The 22,295-nt window shown below is 51.9% G+C and carries 18 protein-coding genes; 14 read left to right on the top strand and 4 right to left on the bottom strand.

All coding sequences use genetic code 11. The features are described 5' to 3' along the window. The first annotated feature begins 26 nt into the window (after positions 1-26). Positions 27-1,064, top strand: a complete 1,038-nt coding sequence (locus tag M3090_RS05345) for a porin (RefSeq protein ID WP_249054387.1) — start codon at positions 27-29, stop codon at positions 1,062-1,064. 33 nt (positions 1,065-1,097) lie between these two features. Next, a complete protein-coding gene (locus tag M3090_RS05350; RefSeq protein WP_249054459.1) occupies positions 1,098-3,293 on the top strand; it encodes a tetratricopeptide repeat protein in 2,196 nt (731 codons plus the stop codon). Between the two features lie 5 nt (positions 3,294-3,298). Here the strand turns inward: M3090_RS05350 and M3090_RS05355 are convergent, their stop codons facing one another. The 4 genes from M3090_RS05355 to M3090_RS05370 all read right to left on the bottom strand — a co-directional run bounded on the left by M3090_RS05355 (position 3,299) and on the right by M3090_RS05370 (position 5,764). After that, complete coding sequence (locus M3090_RS05355) at positions 3,299-3,880, bottom strand: Maf-like protein (RefSeq protein ID WP_249054388.1); 582 nt, start codon at positions 3,878-3,880, stop codon at positions 3,299-3,301. Positions 3,881-4,031: 151 nt separating this feature from the next. Beyond that, a complete protein-coding gene (locus tag M3090_RS05360) occupies positions 4,032-4,562 on the bottom strand; it encodes a KdsC family phosphatase (protein WP_249054389.1) in 531 nt (176 codons plus the stop codon). 48 nt (positions 4,563-4,610) lie between these two features. Continuing rightward, positions 4,611-5,429 (bottom strand): Rossmann-like and DUF2520 domain-containing protein, encoded by an 819-nt coding sequence (locus M3090_RS05365; RefSeq protein ID WP_249054392.1) that lies wholly within the window; start codon positions 5,427-5,429, stop codon positions 4,611-4,613. Between the two features lie 5 nt (positions 5,430-5,434). Further along, complete coding sequence (locus M3090_RS05370; protein ID WP_249054393.1) at positions 5,435-5,764, bottom strand: hypothetical protein; 330 nt, start codon at positions 5,762-5,764, stop codon at positions 5,435-5,437. Between the two features lie 177 nt (positions 5,765-5,941). On the opposite strand from M3090_RS05370, the gene M3090_RS05375 reads away from it, so the two are divergent. The 12 genes from M3090_RS05375 to M3090_RS05430 all read left to right on the top strand — a co-directional run bounded on the left by M3090_RS05375 (position 5,942) and on the right by M3090_RS05430 (position 22,292). Then, complete coding sequence (locus M3090_RS05375; protein WP_249054394.1) at positions 5,942-6,925, top strand: GNAT family N-acetyltransferase; 984 nt, start codon at positions 5,942-5,944, stop codon at positions 6,923-6,925. 191 nt (positions 6,926-7,116) lie between these two features. Then, on the top strand, positions 7,117-7,725 hold the full coding sequence (locus M3090_RS05380) for a DUF3575 domain-containing protein (protein ID WP_249054395.1): 609 nt from the start codon (positions 7,117-7,119) through the stop codon (positions 7,723-7,725). Between the two features lie 24 nt (positions 7,726-7,749). Next, positions 7,750-9,213: a DUF3868 domain-containing protein gene (locus M3090_RS05385; protein WP_249054396.1), complete on the top strand. Its 1,464-nt coding sequence runs from the start codon at positions 7,750-7,752 to the stop codon at positions 9,211-9,213. Positions 9,214-9,244: 31 nt separating this feature from the next. Then, positions 9,245-10,849: an Mfa1 family fimbria major subunit gene (locus M3090_RS05390; protein WP_249054397.1), complete on the top strand. Its 1,605-nt coding sequence runs from the start codon at positions 9,245-9,247 to the stop codon at positions 10,847-10,849. Positions 10,850-10,954: 105 nt separating this feature from the next. Further along, complete coding sequence (locus M3090_RS05395; protein WP_249054398.1) at positions 10,955-11,812, top strand: DNA-binding domain-containing protein; 858 nt, start codon at positions 10,955-10,957, stop codon at positions 11,810-11,812. Positions 11,813-11,975: 163 nt separating this feature from the next. Beyond that, on the top strand, positions 11,976-13,016 hold the full coding sequence (locus M3090_RS05400; protein ID WP_249054399.1) for a FimB/Mfa2 family fimbrial subunit: 1,041 nt from the start codon (positions 11,976-11,978) through the stop codon (positions 13,014-13,016). A 48-nt stretch (positions 13,017-13,064) separates the two neighbouring features. Next, complete coding sequence (locus tag M3090_RS05405) at positions 13,065-14,888, top strand: FimB/Mfa2 family fimbrial subunit (protein ID WP_249054401.1); 1,824 nt, start codon at positions 13,065-13,067, stop codon at positions 14,886-14,888. 3 nt (positions 14,889-14,891) lie between these two features. Continuing rightward, positions 14,892-16,055 (top strand): FimB/Mfa2 family fimbrial subunit, encoded by a 1,164-nt coding sequence (locus M3090_RS05410; RefSeq protein ID WP_249054402.1) that lies wholly within the window; start codon positions 14,892-14,894, stop codon positions 16,053-16,055. 17 nt (positions 16,056-16,072) lie between these two features. Continuing rightward, positions 16,073-17,077 (top strand): fimbrillin family protein, encoded by a 1,005-nt coding sequence (locus M3090_RS05415; protein ID WP_249054403.1) that lies wholly within the window; start codon positions 16,073-16,075, stop codon positions 17,075-17,077. Then, positions 17,067-18,368: a fimbrillin family protein gene (locus M3090_RS05420; RefSeq protein ID WP_249054404.1), complete on the top strand. Its 1,302-nt coding sequence runs from the start codon at positions 17,067-17,069 to the stop codon at positions 18,366-18,368. The genes M3090_RS05415 and M3090_RS05420 overlap by 11 nt, the downstream gene beginning before the upstream one ends. A gap of 18 nt (positions 18,369-18,386) precedes the next feature. Then, on the top strand, positions 18,387-21,080 hold the full coding sequence (locus M3090_RS05425) for a fimbrillin family protein (RefSeq protein ID WP_249054405.1): 2,694 nt from the start codon (positions 18,387-18,389) through the stop codon (positions 21,078-21,080). Between the two features lie 258 nt (positions 21,081-21,338). Then, complete coding sequence (locus M3090_RS05430; protein WP_249054406.1) at positions 21,339-22,292, top strand: Rpn family recombination-promoting nuclease/putative transposase; 954 nt, start codon at positions 21,339-21,341, stop codon at positions 22,290-22,292. The last annotated feature ends 3 nt before the right edge of the window (positions 22,293-22,295 follow it).

Here is a 22,295-nt window from a genome sequence, read left to right on the forward strand (position 1 = left end):
GCCTTTGTTTTTGCATTTCCACTCTTATGAAAAAAAAACTGATTATATGGCTACTGATATCCATAAACATAGGTAGCACATTATTCGCTCAGGAAACCACAAACAATTCCCAAAACTTAGTAAATACGCTGAAAGACAGGTTAACTGTGGAAGGCTATGCTCAAATGGCATATACATACGACGACACAGAGGGAGCCAAAGCCAACACATTTGAAGTTAAAAGGGCCATTCTAATGGTACGTGGTAGAATCACAGATCAGTGGTCATGCTACTTTTCTTACAATTTCGCCAACACTAGCAAGATTCTGGAAGTATATACTGAATATAAATTTCTACCTGAGCTCACAGTACGATTGGGAGAATTTAAAACGATGTTCACTTTTGAAAATCCTATGTCGCCATGCAACATGGAACTTATCAACGTTTATTCACAAGCGACAAATTATTTGGCAGGGTATGACAGCAGTGACCCTTTGTACGGTTCTAATGCTGGGCGTGACATAGGATTGCTGATATACGGAGACTTATTCGGAAAACTGTTTAATTATAAGTTGGCAGTGATGAACGGGCAAGGCATTAACAAGAAAGACGGCAATAACCAAAAAGATATTGTAGGAACCTTGATTGCGAATCCTACAAAATGGCTGTCTGTCGGAGGAACTTTTATCAAAGGAACAGGATGCGCCGTAGGTACTTCGGCTATAAACCCAGATATTGCTATCGGCGACAACTATGAGCGCAATCGTTGGTCTGCTGGAGCAATGCTAAAATTCAAGCAATTAGATGTCCGTAGCGAATATCTGCATGGTAAAGACGGCCGGGTACGTAGCGATGGATATTATGCAGTAGCCTCTATACATGTACTTCCGCGCATAGATGTAATAGCTGCGGTTGACTATTTTAATCGTAATAAAGCCTTACGGGACCGACAGACAAATTATGTGGGCGGATTGCAATGGTGGTTTTACCCCAAGTGCCGTTTGCAAGTGCAATACACCTATCGAGATCCACATCTACGAGAAGCTTCAAACCTTCTGCAAGCACAAGTCCAAGTACGATTCTGAGCCCACTTCCTTTATTTTACCATCATTATGAGCATAAACGAGACATCCATCAATAAGCAGTACCAAAACATTATTGATTTGCTGAGGCAAAAACGTTTAAAAGAAGCGTTGAGGCAGACAGAAACACTCATAACGCAAGGGAATGTCAACCCAGCCTTGACCAACAGACTGGAACAGGACAAAACTTCTTATGAATATATGTTGCAATACATGCGCCAAGGAATGGAAGATCCACAACGCAAAGGCATGTATCAGCAATTGTGCGCAGGAGCATGGAACTTAGCAGACTTAATAAGATTAAACCTGTTAGACAAAGACTCAACACATTACTACCATGAACTAAGAAGGACACAAACTTATCGGCCATCAGAAATATCAATAAAAGAAACTCTGCATTTGTTGGAAGGAATCTCCGATGATATTGCTCTATTTCGACTGACAGCCAACGGCAAGCCATTGCCCAGTGAATTACTGCAAAAACATGACAATAATTGCCGAGACATTTTCCTGGAGACATGGACCAACAGTCGATGGTCGAAAGAAGAAGAAAACGAAGCAAACTTGTGGCTGGAATCCATATCGCTGCCAAGCATTGATTTATGCATAATGACCAGCGCAGTAACTTTAAGTTTACTAGAATGCTTCGATGAAGCAAAATTGCTATGGCTGCTTCAAGCCACGAGGCACAACGAAACAGCACCTGCACAACGAGCATTGGTAGGACTTGCTTTGGCATTGCTAACTTACGGGAAACGGCTGGAATTGTATCCCAAGATAACACAAGCTTTAACCCTGCATAATGAAGAATACGGATTGGGAATCCAACTAAACCGCATCATCATCCAGTTACTCCGAGCACAGGACACGGAAAAAATCAACCGCAAAATGCAGCAAGAGATTCTGCCGGAAATGATGAAAAATGCCGACTTGTTACGCCAAATGAGGCTCGGAACAGAAGAGACAGAAGAGGAGGACGCCAATCCGGACTGGGCAGAAACTTTCGACCGGATGGGGCTAACAGAAAAGATACAAGAGATGAACGAACTGCAAATGGAAGGTTCGGACATTTACATGAGCAGTTTTGCGATGTTGAAGAATTATCCTTTCTTCCATGACTTAGTAAACTGGTTTGTTCCTTTCTATCAGGAACATTCCAGCATAGCCCCTTTGCTGACAGGCACCAACCCGCTAAGCCGCCCTTTGTTGTTTTTGTTAGAATCTGGCTTCTTCTGTAACAGCGACAAATATTCGTTGGCGTTCATGCTGCAATACTTGCCGCAGGCGCAACGTGACCAGATGGTGACACAACTGACCAACGCGGACATTGACAGGTTGGAAGAAGAGAACCATGTAAGCCAACTACAAAAGCATGCAGCCCGACCGGAAGTCATCAGCAACCAATATGTGCATGACTTATATAGATTCTTCAAATTAAACCGAAGGCGCACAGAGTTCCGAGATCCCTTTGCAGAAACCATCCATCCGTATGAATGCGAAATACTACGTACATTGCTGGGAGAGGACAAACAAATGAGGCAAGTGGCAGACTTCCTGTTTCAAAAAGAGCGGAGAACTGAGGCGTTGCCCATTTACCAAGAACTAACCACACGGATACCGGACGATGCAGAATTGTTTCAGAAAGTAGGATTCTGCCTGCAGAAAGAAAAAAGATACGATGAGGCCATAAATGCCTACCGCATGGCTGATGTCCTGAAGCCGGACCATGTATGGACCATCCGGCACCTGGCCACTTGCTATCGGCTTTCACACCAATACGACAAAGCGCTAGAATATTACCTGCACATCGAACAGATTCAGCCCGGCAATGCCACCGTCCTCTACTATGCCGGAGCCTGCCTGGCTGCGTTAAGCCGATACGAGGAAGCTTTACAGTATTTCTTTCGCCTCGACCTGCAAGAAGAGAACTGCATACGGGCATGGAGATCGATTGCCTGGTGTTCTTTGCTCTCCGGCCGCTGGCCGCAAGCAGCCAAATACTACGGGCGCATCCCCGAAGAAGAACGCAATGCAGACGATGACCTCAATGCCGGACACACTTCATGGGTATCGGGTGACCTGCCTGCCGCTGTTAAACATTACCGCAAGGCAGCCGCACGATATGGTTCACACGTGCTGTTCCGCCAAGCATTCGACCGCGACCGCATTGTGCTCGTCGGGCTTGGAATAGATGCAGAAGACATTCCGCTGATGGAAGACCAGGTGTTTTGACAGGGTCACATCAGTTTCAGTTCTTGGTAAAGCCGCTGCATCGGCAGCCCCATGACATTGTAATAACTGCCTTCGATGTATTCGACGCCCACATAACCTATCCACTCCTGCACGCCATAGGCACCTGCCTTGTCCAAGGGGTGGAAATGCGAAACGTAATACTGTATTTCCTCATCGCTGAGTTGGGCGAAACGCACTCGCGTGCCTACGGTAAAACTGCGCTGACGGGCAGAGGTTGTCAGACAAACACCGGTATAGACTTCGTGCGTACGTCCGGACATGTCGCGCAGCATCTGCACAGCTTCCGCCTCATCGCGAGGCTTGCCCAGCACACGGCGGTCCAACCAAACGATAGTATCGGCCGTAATCATCAGTTCGTCCTTATGCAAGTAGGTGCGATAGGCTTCTGCCTTCTTACGGGCAATATACAAGGGGATATGGCTGCCTTCCAGCGAATCCGGGTACGACTCGTCGATGCCCGGCAGCGTTCGAACTTCGAAATCAAGCCCCAAACCGGCCAGGAGTTCCCGGCGACGGGGAGAATTAGAGGCCAAAATAATGTGGTATTCTTTCAGATTGTCAAGCATATTGTTCAAAATAACTCATCAGATTCGATTTATTGAAATGTAAGGTAAGCCACAGATAACACAGATTGTAAGGCAACCCCGACAATACTTTTCCAGCTTTCACGAGAGACAGCCATCGCAAGATTCCAGACATTTGGGCAAGGGGTGGCGTTTACCAGCCAAAAGCCTTATCGTCTGCCAGCCACAAACCTTTTGCCTTCATCACCTGCTCTATCAAATCGCGTCCGCAACCATGCCCGCCATCAGCATGAGATATGTACGTGCAGGCCGACCTAACTTCGGGGGCGGCATCACGAGGGCAGGCGGACAAGCCGCAGGCATGCAACACCTGCAAGTCGGGAACGTCGTCGCCCATATATGCAATCTCCTCGTCCGCCAACCCGTAACGAGCGCGGAAGTCATCGTAATCCTTCAATTTGACGGCAGACCCCAGGTAAATATCTTTTGGCGCGACGCCCAACGAAAGGAAACGACGGCGGACAGCCTCTGCACGCCCCCCGGTGATGATGGCGACATGCAATCCTTGCCGGACAGCCAACTGCAAGGCATAGCCGTCTTTAATGTTGACCGTACGCAAAGGTTCTCCCTCACTGTTCATGGGAACAACCGTGGCGCTCAGCACACCGTCCACATCAAAGGCCAACGCGCGAATCTTCGACAAGTCGTAATTAATAGTACTCATACATATTAAAATTAAACATACAAAAATCAAGGCTGCTCAATCCTCCGGTTACCCCGCTTTCAGGCTTTCCGTTTTCGCGGCCTGGCGGCGGGAAATCCCCTCACTCATACGCCGGTACAAATCCTGCAAATTCGGGATGTCGGCCAACAGGCGTAAATGCTCCTCCATGACCATCGCATCGCCCCGTGCAGCAGGCCCAGTCTGAGCATCCTCCGGAGTCATCGCATGCACCTTACGCGCAGTTTCGTCAATAAGAGGCAGCAATGCACTGAAAGGCAAGCCGTGATTGGACAACAAATCGGAAGCCAACGTATAGAGATAATTACTGAAATTGCAGGCCAGCACGGCAGCCAAATGCAGATAACGTCGCTGCTCGGAAGAAGCTAGATAGACATCGTGGCTCAAAGCCGAGGCTACAGCCCGTAGAAAGTCGGCACATTCCGCATCGCATCCCTCTATGAAAACAGGCAAATGAGTAAAATCCACCTCACACTCCTTGCTAAAGGTCTGCATCGGATAAAACACGCCGTACTTGGACACATGACCTTCCCACACATCCATACCGACACTTCCCGCCGTATGCACCCACAAGCTGGATTCACGATTCTCTGTCAACAACGGAATCAAACGTGGAAACACATCGTCCGGCAAAGACACGACATACATCCCCGCCCGCGACTGCAAGGCAGCGAACGAAGTCACAGCCTCCGCCTCGACCTGCTGTGCCAATTCCAAAGCAGCTGCCTCCGTGCGGCTATATACTTGCATGATGCGGAAACCTTTACGATAAAAAGCCTTGGCCAGATTGGTGGCCAGCCGTCCTGCTCCCACCATGACGATGGAAGTATCCTCTATGCTGCGTTTCATACTCATCAACGTGTCGAAATAAAATAAATGATAATGCCAATCAACAGCAAAGCGACAGGAAGCAGATAAGCAGACATGGTCCCCAGCAAAGCCGTAATCAACCCGAAGTTCAGAACCACCCACAAGCCTATCAACACTAGTCCAACCGATTTGTCATGCTTCAGCAACAGGAAAATAAGCGCCGTGTAGAGCAAAAAATTATCCTTGTTCATCACCCAGGAAAGTCCCAAGCGGCCGAAACCCACCAAACGGTCTACCAAATAGAGTATGCCGAATACGATAAGCGTCACAGCCACAGCCTTATACGTATCACTATTATTATGAGCCTTAGCCATGCCGACCTCCTCTCTCTGCAAAAGCCACACAGACTTGCATCCGTGTACAACACAAACAAACCATATAAATCAATTCTGATAATACGGGCACAAAGATACAGAAAAATAACATATCCCGCGACAAGATTCCCGCTTCGGATACGAGAAGTTACAGGATTATTCATAAATTTGCAACCGATGCCTTTAGAATTAACCACATACCGCCATTCCAACGACCTGCCCCCACTACCGGGCACAGACACGTTCCATTCGGCCGAGCTCTTCCGTACCTACGAAGCCACGCCCGGCTACCGTCCCCTGCTCGTTGTAGCGTGGGAAGATGGGCATCCCCTGGGCAAAATGCTGGGAGTTATCCGGCGAAGTGTCCGCCTCACTCCTCCGGCTTTCATCCACCGATGCGAAATCTACGGCACAGGCGAATACTTCGTCCCCCCTTCCCGGCAACCGGCCCTATTCGCCGTCCTTCTCCAACAACTCACTCGCGAAGCACTCAAGCACAGCTTTCTCATCGAATTCCGCAACCTCGAAGACCCCAAGTTCGGATACCTTCCTTTCAAACAAAACGGCTACTTCCCTGTCAATTGGCTGCGCGTCCGCAACTCCCTTCACGAAGAACGCTCCATCGAATCACGCTTCAGCCCGTCACGCTTGAGACAGATACGCAAAGGCCTGCAAAACGGAGCCGAAGTACGCGAAGCCTGCTCTCCAGAAGAAACAGAATCTTTTGCCCGGATGCTCCACCATGTCTATTCTTTCAAAATCAGACGACATTTCCCCAGTCTACGTTTCTTCCGTGAATTAGAACGGCAATTCATGGAACGGCAACAAAGCCGTATCTTTGTCGTCACCTACCGGGGACGCATCATCGGCGGCAGCGCCTGCATATACTCGGGCACCACAGCCTATCTGTGGTTTTCAGGCGGGATGCGTAAGACCTATGCCCTCCAGTATCCCGGCATACTGGCCGTCTGGGCTGCCCTGCGCGATGCCAGGCAACGCGGTTATCGCCACCTGGAATACATGGATGTCGGACTTCCTTTCCGACGTCACGGATATCGGGATTTTGTACTTCGATTCGGAGGCAAGCAAATCAGTACACGACGCTGGTTCCGCTTCCGTTGGGAATGGCTCAACCGACTGCTCTCGAAGTTCTACGAATAAACAAGACCTGTTTTCCCCTCCTTTTTCCTCCTTTTCCCCGCGAAGGAAGGTACAGAATGTTGCACAGGAAAGCATAATTTGTCTTTTTTAATGAAAAAAATTTGCCTTCCGTTTGCAGTATGAGATTCTTCCACTACCTTTGCAGCCCAGCAAACAACACCTTCAACGGTTTAAGAAAATACATTCTCTATATGGTCACATACAAAGAAAAAACATCTATTGGTGCCTTCTTATCCCTACTGCTATTGGCACTTATACCGGCCTCTTCGCCGAAAGCACAAGAGATAGCCGTGAAGACCAACGCAGTGTATGACGCCACCGCCACCATCAATGCCGGTGTCGAAGTCGCCGTAGCACCCCGTTGGACGCTCGATGTCTCCGGCAACTTCAACGGTTGGAACCAGTCGCACCAACGCCGCTGGAAGCACTGGCTGGTGCAGCCGGAAGCGCGCTATTGGTTCTGCGACCCCTTCGCCGGGCATTTCGTCGGGATGCACCTCCACGGCGGACAGTACAACGTGGGCGGGCTGGACAACAACATTTCCTTCCTGGGGACGGACTTCTCCGGATTGAGCGACTACCGCTACCAAGGCTGGTTCATCGGCGCGGGCGTGGCCTATGGTTACAGCGTCATCCTGGGCCGGCACTGGAACCTGGAGTTCGAAATAGGCATCGGCTATGCCTACACCCGCTACGACCAATTCAACTGCGTGGGCTGCGGCCGCAAAATCAAGGAAAACCAGAACCACCACTACTTCGGCCCGACCAAAGCTGCGGTCAACCTGATTTACGTATTCTAAATCCAACAACCAAAGAGAGTCCCCATGAAACGAATATCCCTACCTATTATTATATTAACAACCGTCCTGACGACGGCAACCGGCACGTTGGCCGCACAGCAGGCCCCGTCGGCCGACATCCGCATAGACAGCCTGAACATGGAGCGCAACGGAGACTACGTGGCCATCCGCATGACCTTCGGCCTGCAAGACGTGAAGATAGATGCCAACCGCGCCCTGCTCATTACCCCTTGCATCTCCGGCGACGGCGACGAACGCCAACTGCCCGCCGTTGGCATTTACAGTCGCACACGCTACTACCACTACCTGCGCACCAACGGCAACGATATGTTGTCGGGGCCGGAAGAGACAACCCTACGGACCGGCGAACTTCCCGAAACACTGCCCTACGAGACATTGGTTTCCTACAAGCCCTGGATGGAGGGATCCCAACTGACATTGCTGCTACAAGAATATGGCTGTTGCAATGAAGTGTTAAACGAAGAGAGGCAAATCCTTCTGACCGATTTCCAAAGTCCCCGCAAAGAGATTGACTACCTGCCGCTCCTGGCTTACGTCAAACCCGAGGCAGACAGCATCAAGCTCCGCTCGTTGACAGGCAAGGCATACGTGGATTTCCCCGTCAACCAGACAGATATACGTCCGACGTATCGCAACAACGCCGCCGAATTGCGCCGCATCATCGCCACCATAGACTCGGTAAAAAACGATCCCGACATACGCATCACTGCTCTTAGCATCAAGGGCTATGCATCGCCCGAAGGAAGTCTAGAGAACAACGAACGCCTGGCACGCCTGCGCACCGAAGCCCTGAAGAAATACGTGAGCGGTTTGTATGATTTCCCCAATGACTTTATCAGCACCGACTACGAGGCCGAGGATTGGAAGGGCTTACGCCGCTACGTCGAGCAATCCGGCCTGTCACATCGGCAGGAGATACTGGACATTATCGACAGCGACCTGCGGCCCGACCCCAAGGAATGGCGGCTGAAATCACGCTATCCCGACGAATACGCCCGGCTGCTGCGCGACTGTTATCCGGCCCTGCGACATTCGGACTACCGGGTGGACTACGTGGTGCGCCACTATACCGACATAGACGAAATACGCCGCGTGTTGCGCAGCCGTCCCCAAAAGCTCAGTCTGGAAGAGTTCTATTTGGTCGCACAGGCAGAAGAGCCGGGCAGCGAGACGTTCAACGAAGTGTTCGAGACAGCCGTACGCATGTATCCCGATGACGAGACCGCCAACCTGAACGCTGCCAATTCGGCCTTGAGTCGCAAAGACGTGAAGCGTGCTGAACGCTATCTGACCAAAGCAGGCAACAGCACGGAGGCCATCCACGCCCGCGCCCTACTGGCTCTGATGCAAGGAGACACAGCCAAGGCACAGACGCTCTTGCAGGAAGCGGCAGCACAAGGACTGCCTCAAGCGCAAAAGGCACTGGAGCTATTGAAGAACAGCAAGTTTAATCAAAATTTGAAATAATCTATTTTACACAAAAAAAATCAAGAGAGTTATGAGACTAAGTAATTTTTTAGTAGGAATGTTGGCTTGCGCGGCGATTACGGCGTGCAGCAACGACACAGATTCTATCATTGACAACAACGAAAACGACGGTCAGCTTTCGTATGTAGCTATCAACATCGTAAATGCCAATGCTGACACACGCATCACGAATGAACAAGCCGAAGACGGAACCGCAGCAGAAAACGGCATCACCTCCGCTCGTTTCTACCTCTTCAATGCTGACGGCACTGCTTACACCGTGACCAACAGCGCAACAACTTCGGGAGGAAGCGGCACCAACTACGTAGATGTGACCATAGACGACGACAATAACCCATCTACGGACGCTCCCAACGTCGAAAAGATTAAAGAAGCCGTCCTCGTGTTCAGAGGAACCACCAACACACAGCCCGCTTCCATCGTAGCCGTATTGAATGTAAGCACTGAATCTTTAGGCAGCAATGCCAAGTCTTTAAATGATTTGACAGGTTCGTCCAGCATTGCCAACTACGGCATAACCACTGACAACAACTTTGTCATGTCGAACTCCGTCTATGCCAGTGGAAACACAAAAGTTGTTGCCACCAACATCAACGGAAAAATTGCCGCCTCAGAAACAGAAGCCAAAGAAAACCCGGTAGACATCTACGTGGAGCGCGCCGTGGCCAAAGTCAACGTAACGTTTGGCGGAACGAAAAAGAGCGGCACGGAAGATACATACAGAGTCAATGGAGACAACACTCCGGCTGTTTACGCCCAAGTAAAAGGTTGGGCTGTCACGACAGACAATCGCACTTCCAACCTGCTGAAAGACATTGACCCCACCAAATGGACGGACGACAATCTCGGCTTCACATGGAACGATGCACCGTTCTACCGCTCTTATTGGGCCAAGACTCCCGAATCTATTAATCCGGTCAATGACAAGAGCTATAATGATATTGATATTACCGCCAACGGTTCTACGCTTTCCGCTGCCCAATATTGCCAGGAGAATACCGGAGCTACCAAGACGAACCTCATCGTCGTGGCACAACTGCAAGGGGAAGATGGTACAAAACATCCCATCTACAAATATTTCGGAGTAAACTATGCCTCTGCAAACGATATATTCAACATAATATGCTCCAAGTATAACGGACAGTATTGGACGAAAACGGGCGATGAATATAACGAAATGGATGCCGAGGATCTGGAGTTCAAAGCAACAAGCAATGGCAACGGTGAAGATTACGAAGCAGTACCGCAAGTAAAGAGTGGCGTAACTATCTATACGCCCAATGCAGAAGGAACAGGATATGAAGAGGCCACAATTACCGAAGTCAACACCGAACTTGCCAAGAATCCCGCCCAAGTAGCCCCGGACGGTTATGTATATTATTTCACCCCCATTCGCCACTTGGCAATTACGACGGACAAAACAGGGGCTTACGGCGTAGTCCGCAACCATGTCTATAAGATAACCGTAGACGGCATCAACGGCTTCGGCACCCCCATCTTCGACCCGGATAAGGTCATCGTCCCCACCAAACCCGAAGACACGGAAACTTTCATCGCCGCCCGCATCAACGTGCTGTCGTGGAGAATCGTTTCTAACAATGTAACATTAGAATAAACAACAACGGAAGCCCCCCACGCTTCCCGAGGGTGTGTCCGCCAACAACCGACTTTTCCAGGGGCACACCCTCTTTCCACCCCCTCAAAAAAAAAACAAACCGATATGGCAACAAAAGAACCTACCCAGAAACCGCCGTTCAAGCTGAAAGCCCAAGAACTCAAGCTGACGGAACAAACCAATGACTACTACCTGCAACCCGAACTGGTGAAATGCCTCGGTGTGGACGACATCGCCGCCGAAGTGGCCGCCCTCAGCACCCGCCAGGAAGACCCGGAAGACATCGCGCGCATCCTGCGCCAGAGCATGCAGCGGATGATGTGGTACCTCTCGTCGGGATACAGCGTCAGCACACCCCTCGGCTACTTCCGCCCCACGGCGCAAGGCGTCTTCCTGGAAAGCGAACTGAACGAGGCCCTGGACCGCAGCCGCCTGGAACTGGGCGTGAAATACTCCATGGGCGAAGAGATGCGCCAGGCGCTTGAAGAGGCCGACATCGCCGTCACCGTCACCAAGGCCGCCAGCGGCCCGCAACTGTACAGCGTGGTCAGCGGACAGGACGCCGAAAACCCCGAAGCGGCCACACGCGGCGAAGGCACCCCCGTCAGCGCCGGGCAGACCTGCGTCATCAAGGGACGCAACATCAAGGTGGGCGGCACAGGCGAAGAAATAGGCGTCACACTGACCCGCGTCGACGGAGACACGCACACCACCGTCTTCTTCCCCCTCAACCGCCTCTACCCCAACACCCGCACCCGCGTGGGTTTCGTCATGCCCGCCGACGCGCCGCAAGGCAGCGTGTGGAGCGTGACCCTCTGCACGCAGCTGGCCAACGACGGACACTACCTGCTCAAGAAAACGCGCACCGTCACGATGGATACGAATTTCGTAGTCGGGGAAGTCAGCGAATCCATTCCGGACGGGGAAGACGACGACGACAGCGGACAAGGCACCTTCGGGTAACCTCTTGGCAAGCCGCCAAGTACAGACTTGGCAGACCGACAAGTCCGGACTTGGCAAACCGACAAGTACAGACTTGGCAAGCCGCCAAGAAAAAACGGCCCGGAACGAGTTCCCCACCCACTGATTGCATAAACCTATATATATTGTATAAAGACCCCATCACATGAAACATCTGTCCATCCTCCTCAGCCTCGCCGCCCTGCTGTCCGCGTGCGACGCCATCTACGACTACGAGGGCGACTGCGACGTCCACTACCGCGTGCGCTTCAGCTTCGAGCACAACCTGAGCTACGCCGACGCCTTCGCCCACGAAGTGGACGACATCAGCCTCTTCGTCTTCGACCACGAAGGACGCTACGTCACCCGCGTCGACAGCCGGGCCGCGCAACTGGACGACCAGACCGTCGCCCTGCCCGCGCTGGCCGCCGGACGCTACACCCTCGTGGCCTGGGGAGGCACGCAAGGCCCGCTGCAGACCTACGAAACGCCCACGCTCGTGCCCGGCTCGTCGACCCTCGCAGACCTGACCTGCCGCATCGACGACCGCACCCGCGACGACGAGGGACAGGCACACGTGGGCGAGATGGACAAACTCTTCCACGGCATACAGGCCTACGACCTCGACGCCGACGAAGGCACCCACACGCTGCCGATGCCCCTGGTGAAAGACACGAAGCACGTCCGCATCGTCCTCCAGCACCTCTCGGGCGACGAAGTAGACCCCGACGACTTCATCTTCACCCTGACCGACGACAACGGACACCTGGCCCACGACAATACCCCCCTGCCCGACGAAGTGCTGGCCTACGACGCCTGGCACGTCACGCAAGGCACCGCCAGCCTGCCCGACGACGAAGCCGACGCCGACGCGCAAAGCCGCGCCACCACCAGCATCAGCGTGGCCGTGGCCGAACTGACCACCAGCCGCCTCATGGCCGGGCAGGACGACAACCCCACCACGCTGACCATCAGCCGCAAAGAACCCGACGAAGACGGCACCCGCCACACCGTCCTCTCCATCCCCCTCGCCGACTATGCCCTGCTGGTGAAAGGCCACTACAACAGGCAACTCAGCGATCAGGAATACCTCGACCGCCAGGACGAATACAACCTCACCTTCTTCCTCGACGAAGACAACAACTGGGCCAGCTCCAGCATCATCATCAACTCCTGGCGCGTGGTGCTGAGCGACGTGGAACTCTAAGGATAATGAAGAATTAAGAATGAAGAACTGAGAATGAAAGACGAAACAATGAGACAGAATACATCATACATAGCATGGACGGTAGAAAAGCTTCGCACCCTCTGCAAAGCCCGGAAGGTGCTTTCCGCCTCCACCAGATTCTTCATTCTCAATTCTTCATTCTTCATTTTATTGTCCTGCTCCATCATGGACGACGGCCCCGATGCCCTCTCCCTGCAAGACGGCAGCACGGCGCAAGTGGCCTTCACCCTGAAACTGGACAAGGCACAGCCCGCCACGCGCACCACGCGGGGCGACAACTACCCAAACAAACCCGGCACCGACTATGAGAACCGCATAGACCAACTGCAAGTAGTGCTCTACAGCACCGACGGCAACAACGCCGCCTACCCCCTGTACAACCTGTGGCAGGAAACCTCGTCCACCCAAGAGGGCGGGCAAGACACCTATACCTTTGTGGGCAGCATTGACACCAACGATGCCGACAGCCCCCAGGCAGGCACGTACAAGATTATGGTATTTGCCAACTGTGGAGAAATGAGCGACTACGCATTCGATGGCATCGACGAATTGCTTTTCAACTATCGTTATGACGACGCAACCCATACACCTACTACCGCCATCCCCATGTGGGGCGTGACCACCGCCGAGTTGACCCTAAAGCCCGGCGAACGCCAGACGCTGGACAACGGCATCGACCTGCTGCGCGCCGTGGCGAAGATAGAAGTCGTGCTGGGCGACACCCCCGCGACGGAATACACCATCACCGACATCACCCTCAACCACCGCAACACCACGGGCTACTGCCTGCCCTACGGATGGAGCACTGTCGGCAAGACTACGGACCTGGAGCGCGAAGGCAACACGCCCGCCTCCTTCCACCCCTATGCCTCTTTGGCATCAAGCGCAGGAAATTTCGCCGTAGCAGATAACAAACTATCCGCCGCCTACTACCTCCCCGAATACGCAAAGTCCGACGCCAATCCCGCCCAACTGACCATCACCCTGGCCAAGGACGGCAACAAGACCAAAGACTACACCCTCGACCTGAAAGGCTACACCACCGACAACGGCGGCTACTACGACCTGGTGCGCAACCACATCTACCGCTACACCATCACCGGCGTGCAGGACGGGACACTGACGGTGCAATACCTCGTACTGCCTTGGGAACTGGTGAGCACCGAGACCGGCTGGCCGGGAGAAAACAATGTCGTTTTCTACCAACTGCTGCCCTCCGGCGGAGAAAGCGGTAACTATCAGAAAGGCGATGCCGATGCCGTGTACGGTGTCCTGTCATACCCCCGCTATGCTGATGGCGAAGAAAACACCGTGTTGCGTAGCGGCAAGCCCGGCGCACGCTTCCAGTTCACCTTGTCGAAGCCGGACGGCGTGGTTTGGACAGCGCATTTGTCGAACACGGAAGACTTCGAGTTCTCTTATTCCGAGGATAACGGACAGCACATGGTGAGCACCGGCATCTCGCGTGACGAGCCATACTACATCCAAATCAATCCCAAACACCCTTGGACTGTCTGGCCGGAAGATGCAGAAACATCAACCGACTTCGACGCCCGTCTGACTGAGTACGGACAAAGGTGGGAAACGGAACAGACCGTACCCTCCACCTACTTCTACATCACCGCCTCCCTGGACGGCGAGCATGAAGTAGAGCTGAATATCAACCCCACCTCAGATAACTCGACCTCGCTCTACAAAGAAGGCCGCCGCTTCCCCGGAACCGACACACGCATCTGGATTCGCCAGCTCCGGGCTGTCCAGGGATGGGGTTTCGTACAACTGGCACAGAACGTCGACCCCACCTCGCCCGACTTCAAGTGGTGGCGAGTAAATCCTTATTGGGGGAATTAAACAATGAAGAAGACAATCGCACATATCATCCTGTTCTTGTCGGCCCTGCCATGGCTTGCCGCCTGCACCGACCAAAGCCTGCCCGCCTCTCCCGCGCCGGAGTCGGGACGGGTCGTCATAGCCTACACCATCGCCGGAGCACAAACCCGTGCCACAGAAGAAGACGGTTGGAACGAAGGCTGGAACGAAAACCTGGTCAAGAGCCTCTACCTGCTCGTCATGCGGGGAACAGAAGTCAAAGTGCACGGCCCTTACAACGAGGATTACACCGACCCGCAAAACGGAATGTATGAGACATTGGAGACCGACCTCAGCGTGGCCGACATCGCCGGGTGCGATTCCGTCTACCTGGTGGCCAACTGCCCGTCTGTGGCCAATATCACCACCGTGCAGGAGTTGCAGCGGGCCATCATCCATCCCACGGCAGACAGCGGCGACCCCACCCTCACCTACAACGACAAGCAAAGGCTCTTCGCCATGGACGCTAAAGGCAGCATCGCCACCGACGCCGACAACAACATGACCCTGACCTTCGACCTGGTGCGCGCCGCAGCCAAGATACGCCTGACCATCTCGTCGCAGGAAGGTACAATTAACATCCCAGAGGACATCACCTACCGGGCCTGCAACTTCGCCACCTCCACACACCTACTGGCTGCCATGGAAACCTACGACAACCTCTCCTCATGGACGAACGACGAAACTTTCATACCGGTTAATAACGAGCAAATAAGCCTGAAAGATAACATCTACCAAGGCATCGTCTTCTACTCTTATCCCAACGACTGGTTCGACACAAGCAGAATAACGAAAGACGGCGACAACTATGTCATAGAAGACATGCACACCTCCCCGCCCATCTTATACGAGCGACAGACTTACATCCTGATATGTGCTCCCTACAAAGGCGTGGAAGGTTATTACAAAATCCCCGTCAACCACCAGTTGCCGGATGACAGTGACCAGACTTCCTTCACGGAAAACGAGTACAAGAACGAGATACGCCCGCTCTACCGCCTGGAACGCAACCATTTCTACGACATCAGCGTAACCATAGACCTGCCCGGCGGCCCGATAGAAGACCCCGTTATACCGTACTTCAGCATCTGCATTAAAGACTGGATAGAAGGCGGTGATTACACACTGTCTCCCGACGACTTCGTATAACTTAAACTGACACAATAATGAAAGCAACAACATACAACATAATCACCCTTTTCAGCCTGTTGACCCTCTTCTTGGTGTCGACAAGCTGCACAGACGAATTGGCCACCGCCACCGGGCGCACGACCGACAATCAGACACCCCGCTTCGTCATCCGCGCCAACAGTCCTCAGACCCGCGTCAGCTACGGCAGCATCACCCAATCCACTTTTGAAAAAGGTGACGTACTGGGTGCCTTCGTACTCGACCAAGACGACAACATAGTCATTAACTCCAGCGCCAACATCACCTACTCGAACATCCAATACCGAGTGACAGGCAGCGAAGACGGCGCCCAAACCTTGCAACCCGTCCTTGCCCAAGATACCCTGCCCTATGGGGTTGGCACCTATCGCTACATCTTCTACTACCCTTTCCGCGAAGGCACCACATATAACAACGTCACCCACACCGTGCAGACCGACCAGACCACCCCGCACCTCTATGAGCTGTCCGACTTACTGTGGGACGTAGCACATCCGTCATCCACCGCCGGCACCGACGCACAACCCGTGGTAAATGTGAAGATGGACCACGCCATGAGCAACATCGTGCTGGAAGTGCCCCAAGAGATGATGTCAGCCGAAGCCTCCCTTGCCTGGATGCTGAACATCAAAATCATGGTATCCGGCATCAGCCTCGCGGCTCAAAGTCTTTCTGATCTGGAAGGTACGTATGGAATTGCCGAAACCGTCAATGCCGAGACCATTGACATGTGGCGGTTCGGAACAAGGACGTTGGACAATCAAGAGATGGCTCAATTCCGCATTGCCATCCCGGCACAAGAGTTCCGCAATGGAACCGCGATGTTCCGCATACAAACAAAAGAGGGGGAGATGGCAACATACACCGCCAATTTTACAGGCAACGGTGTGTCCTTCGAGCCCGGTAAATACTACCTTTTCACCGTGACCGAAACCGGCTTGCGCTTCCGCGGGCTGATAAAAGACTTAAAAGATGGAGGAGACTACTATTATGAATACTAAATATCTGGCCACACGCATCGCCTCGTGCCTGCTCGGACTGCTCTGCCTGGCGGGCTGCACCGAGCAAGAACTGCCCGTCACACCGCCCGCCGGACAAGGACAAGGGTTGTGCTTCGCCGTGAAGCAGGCCGATACGAAAATGAACTACGACAATGTACGCTCCGACTTCGAAGCCGGCGACACCATCGGTTGCGTCATCACGGTAGGCGGCACGTATCAGGCCAACTCAGCCTGGCATTACAATGCCGACAATGGAATGTTGATACTCGACTATATCTGGGGAACTAAGCAGGATCAATGGGGTAATCCGGGAAACACACTGACACGCGTATCGCACAACGACAACACTAACAACACGCTCATTTCACGCGATAATGACGCAGAAGGAACCACTGGCTTCATCAGCCTGCTGCGGGGAGGAACATACAATTTCTATTTCTATTATCCGTACATAGCCAACGACTTGATAAGAGAAGACATCTACCAAGCCATTGACAAATACACAGAAGACAAAAGCACTGTTTTCTACAGAGAGTTGCAATACCCCAACGCCGCAACGAACAGTAACCTGCAATACACCACGAATCAATGGGGAGGAGAAGCCACATTAACCAAAAATAATTGGAACAGCTTCGCTACCGTAAACTATACAAGCGGGGAAGCCTATACCGAGAATAAGGCACCAAGATATAACTGGCAGGCTTTCCCCTGCTTCGCCAACCACACCCAAGCAAACAAGGCCCAAATCAACAACAGCGACTTCCTCTGGGTAAAGCGCACCGACATCACGTCTGCCTCCAACCAGACCGTCAACCTCGTTTTCCAAAAGATGATGGCCACGATAGAAGTGGTCAGCGACACGCCATTGGCCGATGTCTATTTTCAAGCCCAAGAGGACGAGAGCTTGCGAAGAGGGAAAAAAATCGACCTCAGCACGGGAGATATGACAGATCATGAAACCTCGGACGCATGGGATGCTACACCAGGGGAAAGGAAACCTTATTTCGCCGCCAGCGAACAAATCCAGCCTTACAACAACTCCGCCGATGGCACCGACTACCGCCTAGTGCTCCCTGCGCAGGACGCCTTCCTTTGCAACCTGCACTTCACACTGAACGGCAGGGTCCACACCATAGACCTCTCCGACAACATCAGCAACTTGTCGGAAGGCACGCTCTACATCATCCACATCAACCGCAGAGGTGAAACGACCCTCGAAATCGTGGACTGGGAAAACGAGCACTACGAGATTCTAGACCCCGACACCAATGCCGAAACCGTAAACCACTGAACCTAGAAAACAACGCTTATGAAACGAAACATCCTCATATCCCTCCTCACACTGGCCGCCCTGCTGACCGCTTGCACGGACGACCCGTTTGAAACGCCCAGCTCCGCCAACGGCGACCCCGTCGTCCCCGAAGGCTACTACTTCGTGCTGGACGGTGTCCTCCCCCAAGGCAGCGCGCAAACCCGCGTGGCCTACACGGACATTAACCACTCCTACTTCGAAGAGGGCGACCGCGTGGGCATTTACGCCATTGACGACGAAGGAAAACGCATCACCGACGCACCAGCCAACGCCCCATACCGCGTGACGAACGTCACCGACATAAGCACGGGCGTCACACGCCAAGTGCTGGAAAATGTAAACCCCGGCCAGGAAATGCCACGTGGACACCGCTACGTCATCTATTACCCCTACGACCGCAACATGACGTTCGAACGTTTACGAAACCTGACCCACCGTGTGCAGCAGAACCAACATACCGCTCCTACAGCAGCCGAAAATCTGACGGCCTACGAGCAATCCGACCTGCTTTGGGACGTAGCACAAGACCAGACAGCCACCGACGAAACCACCCACTACGTCAAGATCCGCATGGACCACGCCATGGCCAACATCATCCTGAACGTCAGCGAAGAATACCTGGCCGCAGGTTCGTATGAAAAAGGATACGAAGTATATGTAGTCAATACCCCCAACCGCGCCGATGGCATCAACCTGACCCTCAGCCTGGACTACCAAGATGCGGAAGGAAACCCTTGGAGGTATAACACCAGCAGGACATCTTCCACGTTCTCCGGCATCAAAATGTGGTACACAGGCCTCTCCACCTCGGGCGACCTGCAGTTCCGCGCAGCCATTCCTGCCTGCCAGACCATTCCCGCAGGAACCGCCTTCCTCCAAATACAAGACCCGGACGGAACCGACAAGCAATTCCAACTAAAGTCCAACTTGTCCCTGCGTCCCGGCAAGAACTACATCTTCACTATCCGCCAGACTACCCCCGAGGGTCCCGTCATCCCCGACATGACCGACGATGACTCCTGGGTGCTCGACGTCCTCGACCCCGAAACGGGCGAGCCGGTAGGGCTGCTGTGCAGGGAGTATTTGCGGTATCAACCGGGAAATAATACCTCTATTGATGAAAGGACAGGCAAAGTAGCAACAAACGGGAAACTATACATACATTCCCAAGCATGGGTATTCTATAATCTTAAACCTGGAACAACCATTCCGGACTTGAATCAAGGAACAGTATTGAGGTTTATTTATGATATACATTTATCTCATAATACCAGCTACCAGGCTGCACGTTCTATGTGGCCACTTCCACACCGTCAAAAAGACATAAGCTCTACACACCAAGGGTTATTTACTCCAGAACATGGATTTGAGTGGACAATGCTAAAAAATGAAGAAGGATATTATTATGGAATCAGCGCAAGTAAAATAACAGATAAAAGTACTTCGCCCGTATGGGACTTAACAGATGGAACAACTAAGGAAGAAATGGAAAAAGAACTGGCAGAAACCAATTACTACATGCACGGTGGACGCATCACGTGGGACGGTTCTAACAACCAAATATCTGATTTTACCCAACTACCTGAAAATGTTTATCGCCCAACCAATTCTGATGCCAAAACTTACGGACACATCGCCATTGACGGCCAAGGAAACGCATTTGTCAGCTATGCCCCTCTGCAAGGTACAGAAACACATAAAGATAAAGAAGGGAATAAAATAGGTTTTTTAAATCCTCATTATCTAATAGATAGAAGAATGAAATCGGATGGTACCATCGAAACTAACCAGTATCCCTTGGTTAAAATCGGATACAACCAATTCTGGATATCCAAATCCTTGCGCACAACCACATTAACAGATGGGACAGAACTCATTTGCTATAACAAAAAAGGTGATGAGAATAATCCTAAACCAGCCGAAGTGAACTTCACATACAATAGCGATGGTGAACTTCTTGATATGGGATATATCTATATGGTTGAAAAAGATGTAGATGCAGGTAACAATACTACAAGAAATTATGATCCATACAATGATCCAATTGAAATGCAAGGAGTAGGAAGAGCTTTTCGTCCAAGTCCATTATATAATACGGTAGCTATTTCTAATGAAAAGTTTATTCCACGCTCTGAAGATGCTAATACGTACTACATTATGCCTGATAAAGATGACATTGAAACGTTAGAAAAATACTATGGTCCATTCTTTACAGCCAAGTTATGGACCAGGCAGGTCGCAGAGATGTCAGACTTCAATGAATTTGCTTATGATAAATATACAGCACTGACCAAAGGAGAAATATACCACGACGGCATTGCTTTTTCAGCCAATGTCAGTGGTTTAAATTTACACGCGATAGGATATTCTTCCGTCGGAAATGGTCCTAACGATGCAGGAGGCTCATCATGTATAATTTTAAAATCCAATAATGACAACAATATATGCTATATGAAGATTGCCAGTTATCAACCTTGGGATTCTAGTAACCAAACAGCATTTCTTTTTACAGAAGAGTATAGCTGGGCTCCAGCACGCACGACCCAGTTTTTCGCCCAGGTTCGTCTATTCATGAAATACCGTAACCAGACAGACAATAGTTTTTCCATCACCACGTCCACCCGCTCCGTTTCGGGCAGTGCCCCGGCCGAGAGCCGCAATGTATATATCCCCATACAAGCCATAGACTGATAGCTTGTATATACCTTTCGTGAGAAAGGACGTTTGTTTGTTTTGTTTGCATCCCCTCCCCTTTGTCCAGTGGAACGAAGAGGGAGGGGACTTTTTTATGCGCGGCCACCGGAGTTCCACTGAGTCCGCTGCAGGAATAACAAAAAAGTATTAGCATCCAGACACTTGCCTTTTTCTGGAAAATCCATAACTTTGCAAAAGAAAAGCCGGGCATCGTGCACGACAACATTTTATTCCACCTATAAAAAGACTACTGATATGAAAGACAACCTGATAAGCTTCGATTGGGCCATGAAACGGCTGCTGCGGGACAAAAGCAACTACGTGGTACTGGAAGGCTTCCTCTCTACCTTGCTGGGAGAAGACCTGCGCATCAAACGCTTCCTGGAAAGCGAAGCCAACCAAACGGACGCCTCCGACAAATTCAACCGGGCCGATATGCTGGTGGAGGACAGCCGTGGCCGCCTGCTCATCGTCGAGGTGCAGAACAACCGCGAACTGGATTACTTCCACCGCATGCTCTACGGCGTATCCAAAACCATCTCCGAATACATCAACTTGGGCGATGATTACGACAAGGTGCGCAAGGTCTACTCCATCAACATCGTCTACTTCGACCTGGGGCAAGGAGAAGACTACGTTTATCACGGGAAAACAGAGTTCCGGGGACTACATAACCCACAAGACATCCTGAAACTGTCCGTCCGGCAGCGCGAGATGTTCGTGGGCAAGGAAGCAGGAGACATCTTCCCCGAATACTACGTGCTTCGCGTGAACGACTTCGACAAAGTAGCCAAGACCCCCCTGGACGAATGGGTGCAATTCCTCAAGACAGGAAAGATTGACAGTAGCGCCACTGCCAAAGGCCTGCCCGAAGCCCGGGAACGCCTGCGTGTAGACTCCCTGCCCGACACGGAAAAGCAAGCTTACTATCGCGACATGGAGGCTTTACGCTACCAGCGCAGCGTCATCAAAACCGGATGGTACGAAGGACGGGCTGACGGCTTGGCAGAAGGAAGAGCAGAAGGACGGAAAGAAGGCATTGAAAAAGGACGGAAAGAAGGCATTGAAAAAGGACGGAAAGAAGGTATTGAAGAAGGCAAGCAAGCCAATGCCCGGGAAACTGCCCAAAGGATGAAAGCCTTAGGACTGCCCGTCGAAACCATTGCCCAAGTGACCCAATTATCCCCCCAAGAAATAGAGAAAATGTAAAGT

This window comes from Bacteroides sp. ET71, from assembly GCF_023336905.1.
Classification (GTDB): Bacteria; Bacteroidota; Bacteroidia; order Bacteroidales; family Bacteroidaceae; genus Bacteroides.

What these genes read in the sequence shown, in the direction of transcription:
- M3090_RS05410 (WP_249054402.1), top strand. Translation starts at nt 14,892, where the DNA reads ATGAAGAAGACAATCGCACATATCATCCTGTTCTTGTCGGCCCTGCCA.
- M3090_RS05345 (WP_249054387.1), top strand. Translation starts at nt 27, where the DNA reads ATGAAAAAAAAACTGATTATATGGCTACTGATATCCATAAACATAGGT.
- M3090_RS05405 (WP_249054401.1), top strand. Translation starts at nt 13,065, where the DNA reads ATGAGACAGAATACATCATACATAGCATGGACGGTAGAAAAGCTTCGC.
- M3090_RS05430 (WP_249054406.1), top strand. Translation starts at nt 21,339, where the DNA reads ATGAAAGACAACCTGATAAGCTTCGATTGGGCCATGAAACGGCTGCTG.
- M3090_RS05425 (WP_249054405.1), top strand. Translation starts at nt 18,387, where the DNA reads ATGAAACGAAACATCCTCATATCCCTCCTCACACTGGCCGCCCTGCTG.
- M3090_RS05365 (WP_249054392.1), bottom strand. Translation starts at nt 5,429, where the DNA reads ATGAAACGCAGCATAGAGGATACTTCCATCGTCATGGTGGGAGCAGGA.
- M3090_RS05395 (WP_249054398.1), top strand. Translation starts at nt 10,955, where the DNA reads ATGGCAACAAAAGAACCTACCCAGAAACCGCCGTTCAAGCTGAAAGCC.
- M3090_RS05420 (WP_249054404.1), top strand. Translation starts at nt 17,067, where the DNA reads ATGAATACTAAATATCTGGCCACACGCATCGCCTCGTGCCTGCTCGGA.
- M3090_RS05400 (WP_249054399.1), top strand. Translation starts at nt 11,976, where the DNA reads ATGAAACATCTGTCCATCCTCCTCAGCCTCGCCGCCCTGCTGTCCGCG.
- M3090_RS05380 (WP_249054395.1), top strand. Translation starts at nt 7,117, where the DNA reads ATGGTCACATACAAAGAAAAAACATCTATTGGTGCCTTCTTATCCCTA.
- M3090_RS05415 (WP_249054403.1), top strand. Translation starts at nt 16,073, where the DNA reads ATGAAAGCAACAACATACAACATAATCACCCTTTTCAGCCTGTTGACC.
- M3090_RS05370 (WP_249054393.1), bottom strand. Translation starts at nt 5,764, where the DNA reads ATGGCTAAGGCTCATAATAATAGTGATACGTATAAGGCTGTGGCTGTG.
- M3090_RS05390 (WP_249054397.1), top strand. Translation starts at nt 9,245, where the DNA reads ATGAGACTAAGTAATTTTTTAGTAGGAATGTTGGCTTGCGCGGCGATT.
- M3090_RS05355 (WP_249054388.1), bottom strand. Translation starts at nt 3,880, where the DNA reads ATGCTTGACAATCTGAAAGAATACCACATTATTTTGGCCTCTAATTCT.
- M3090_RS05385 (WP_249054396.1), top strand. Translation starts at nt 7,750, where the DNA reads ATGAAACGAATATCCCTACCTATTATTATATTAACAACCGTCCTGACG.
- M3090_RS05375 (WP_249054394.1), top strand. Translation starts at nt 5,942, where the DNA reads ATGCCTTTAGAATTAACCACATACCGCCATTCCAACGACCTGCCCCCA.
- M3090_RS05360 (WP_249054389.1), bottom strand. Translation starts at nt 4,562, where the DNA reads ATGAGTACTATTAATTACGACTTGTCGAAGATTCGCGCGTTGGCCTTT.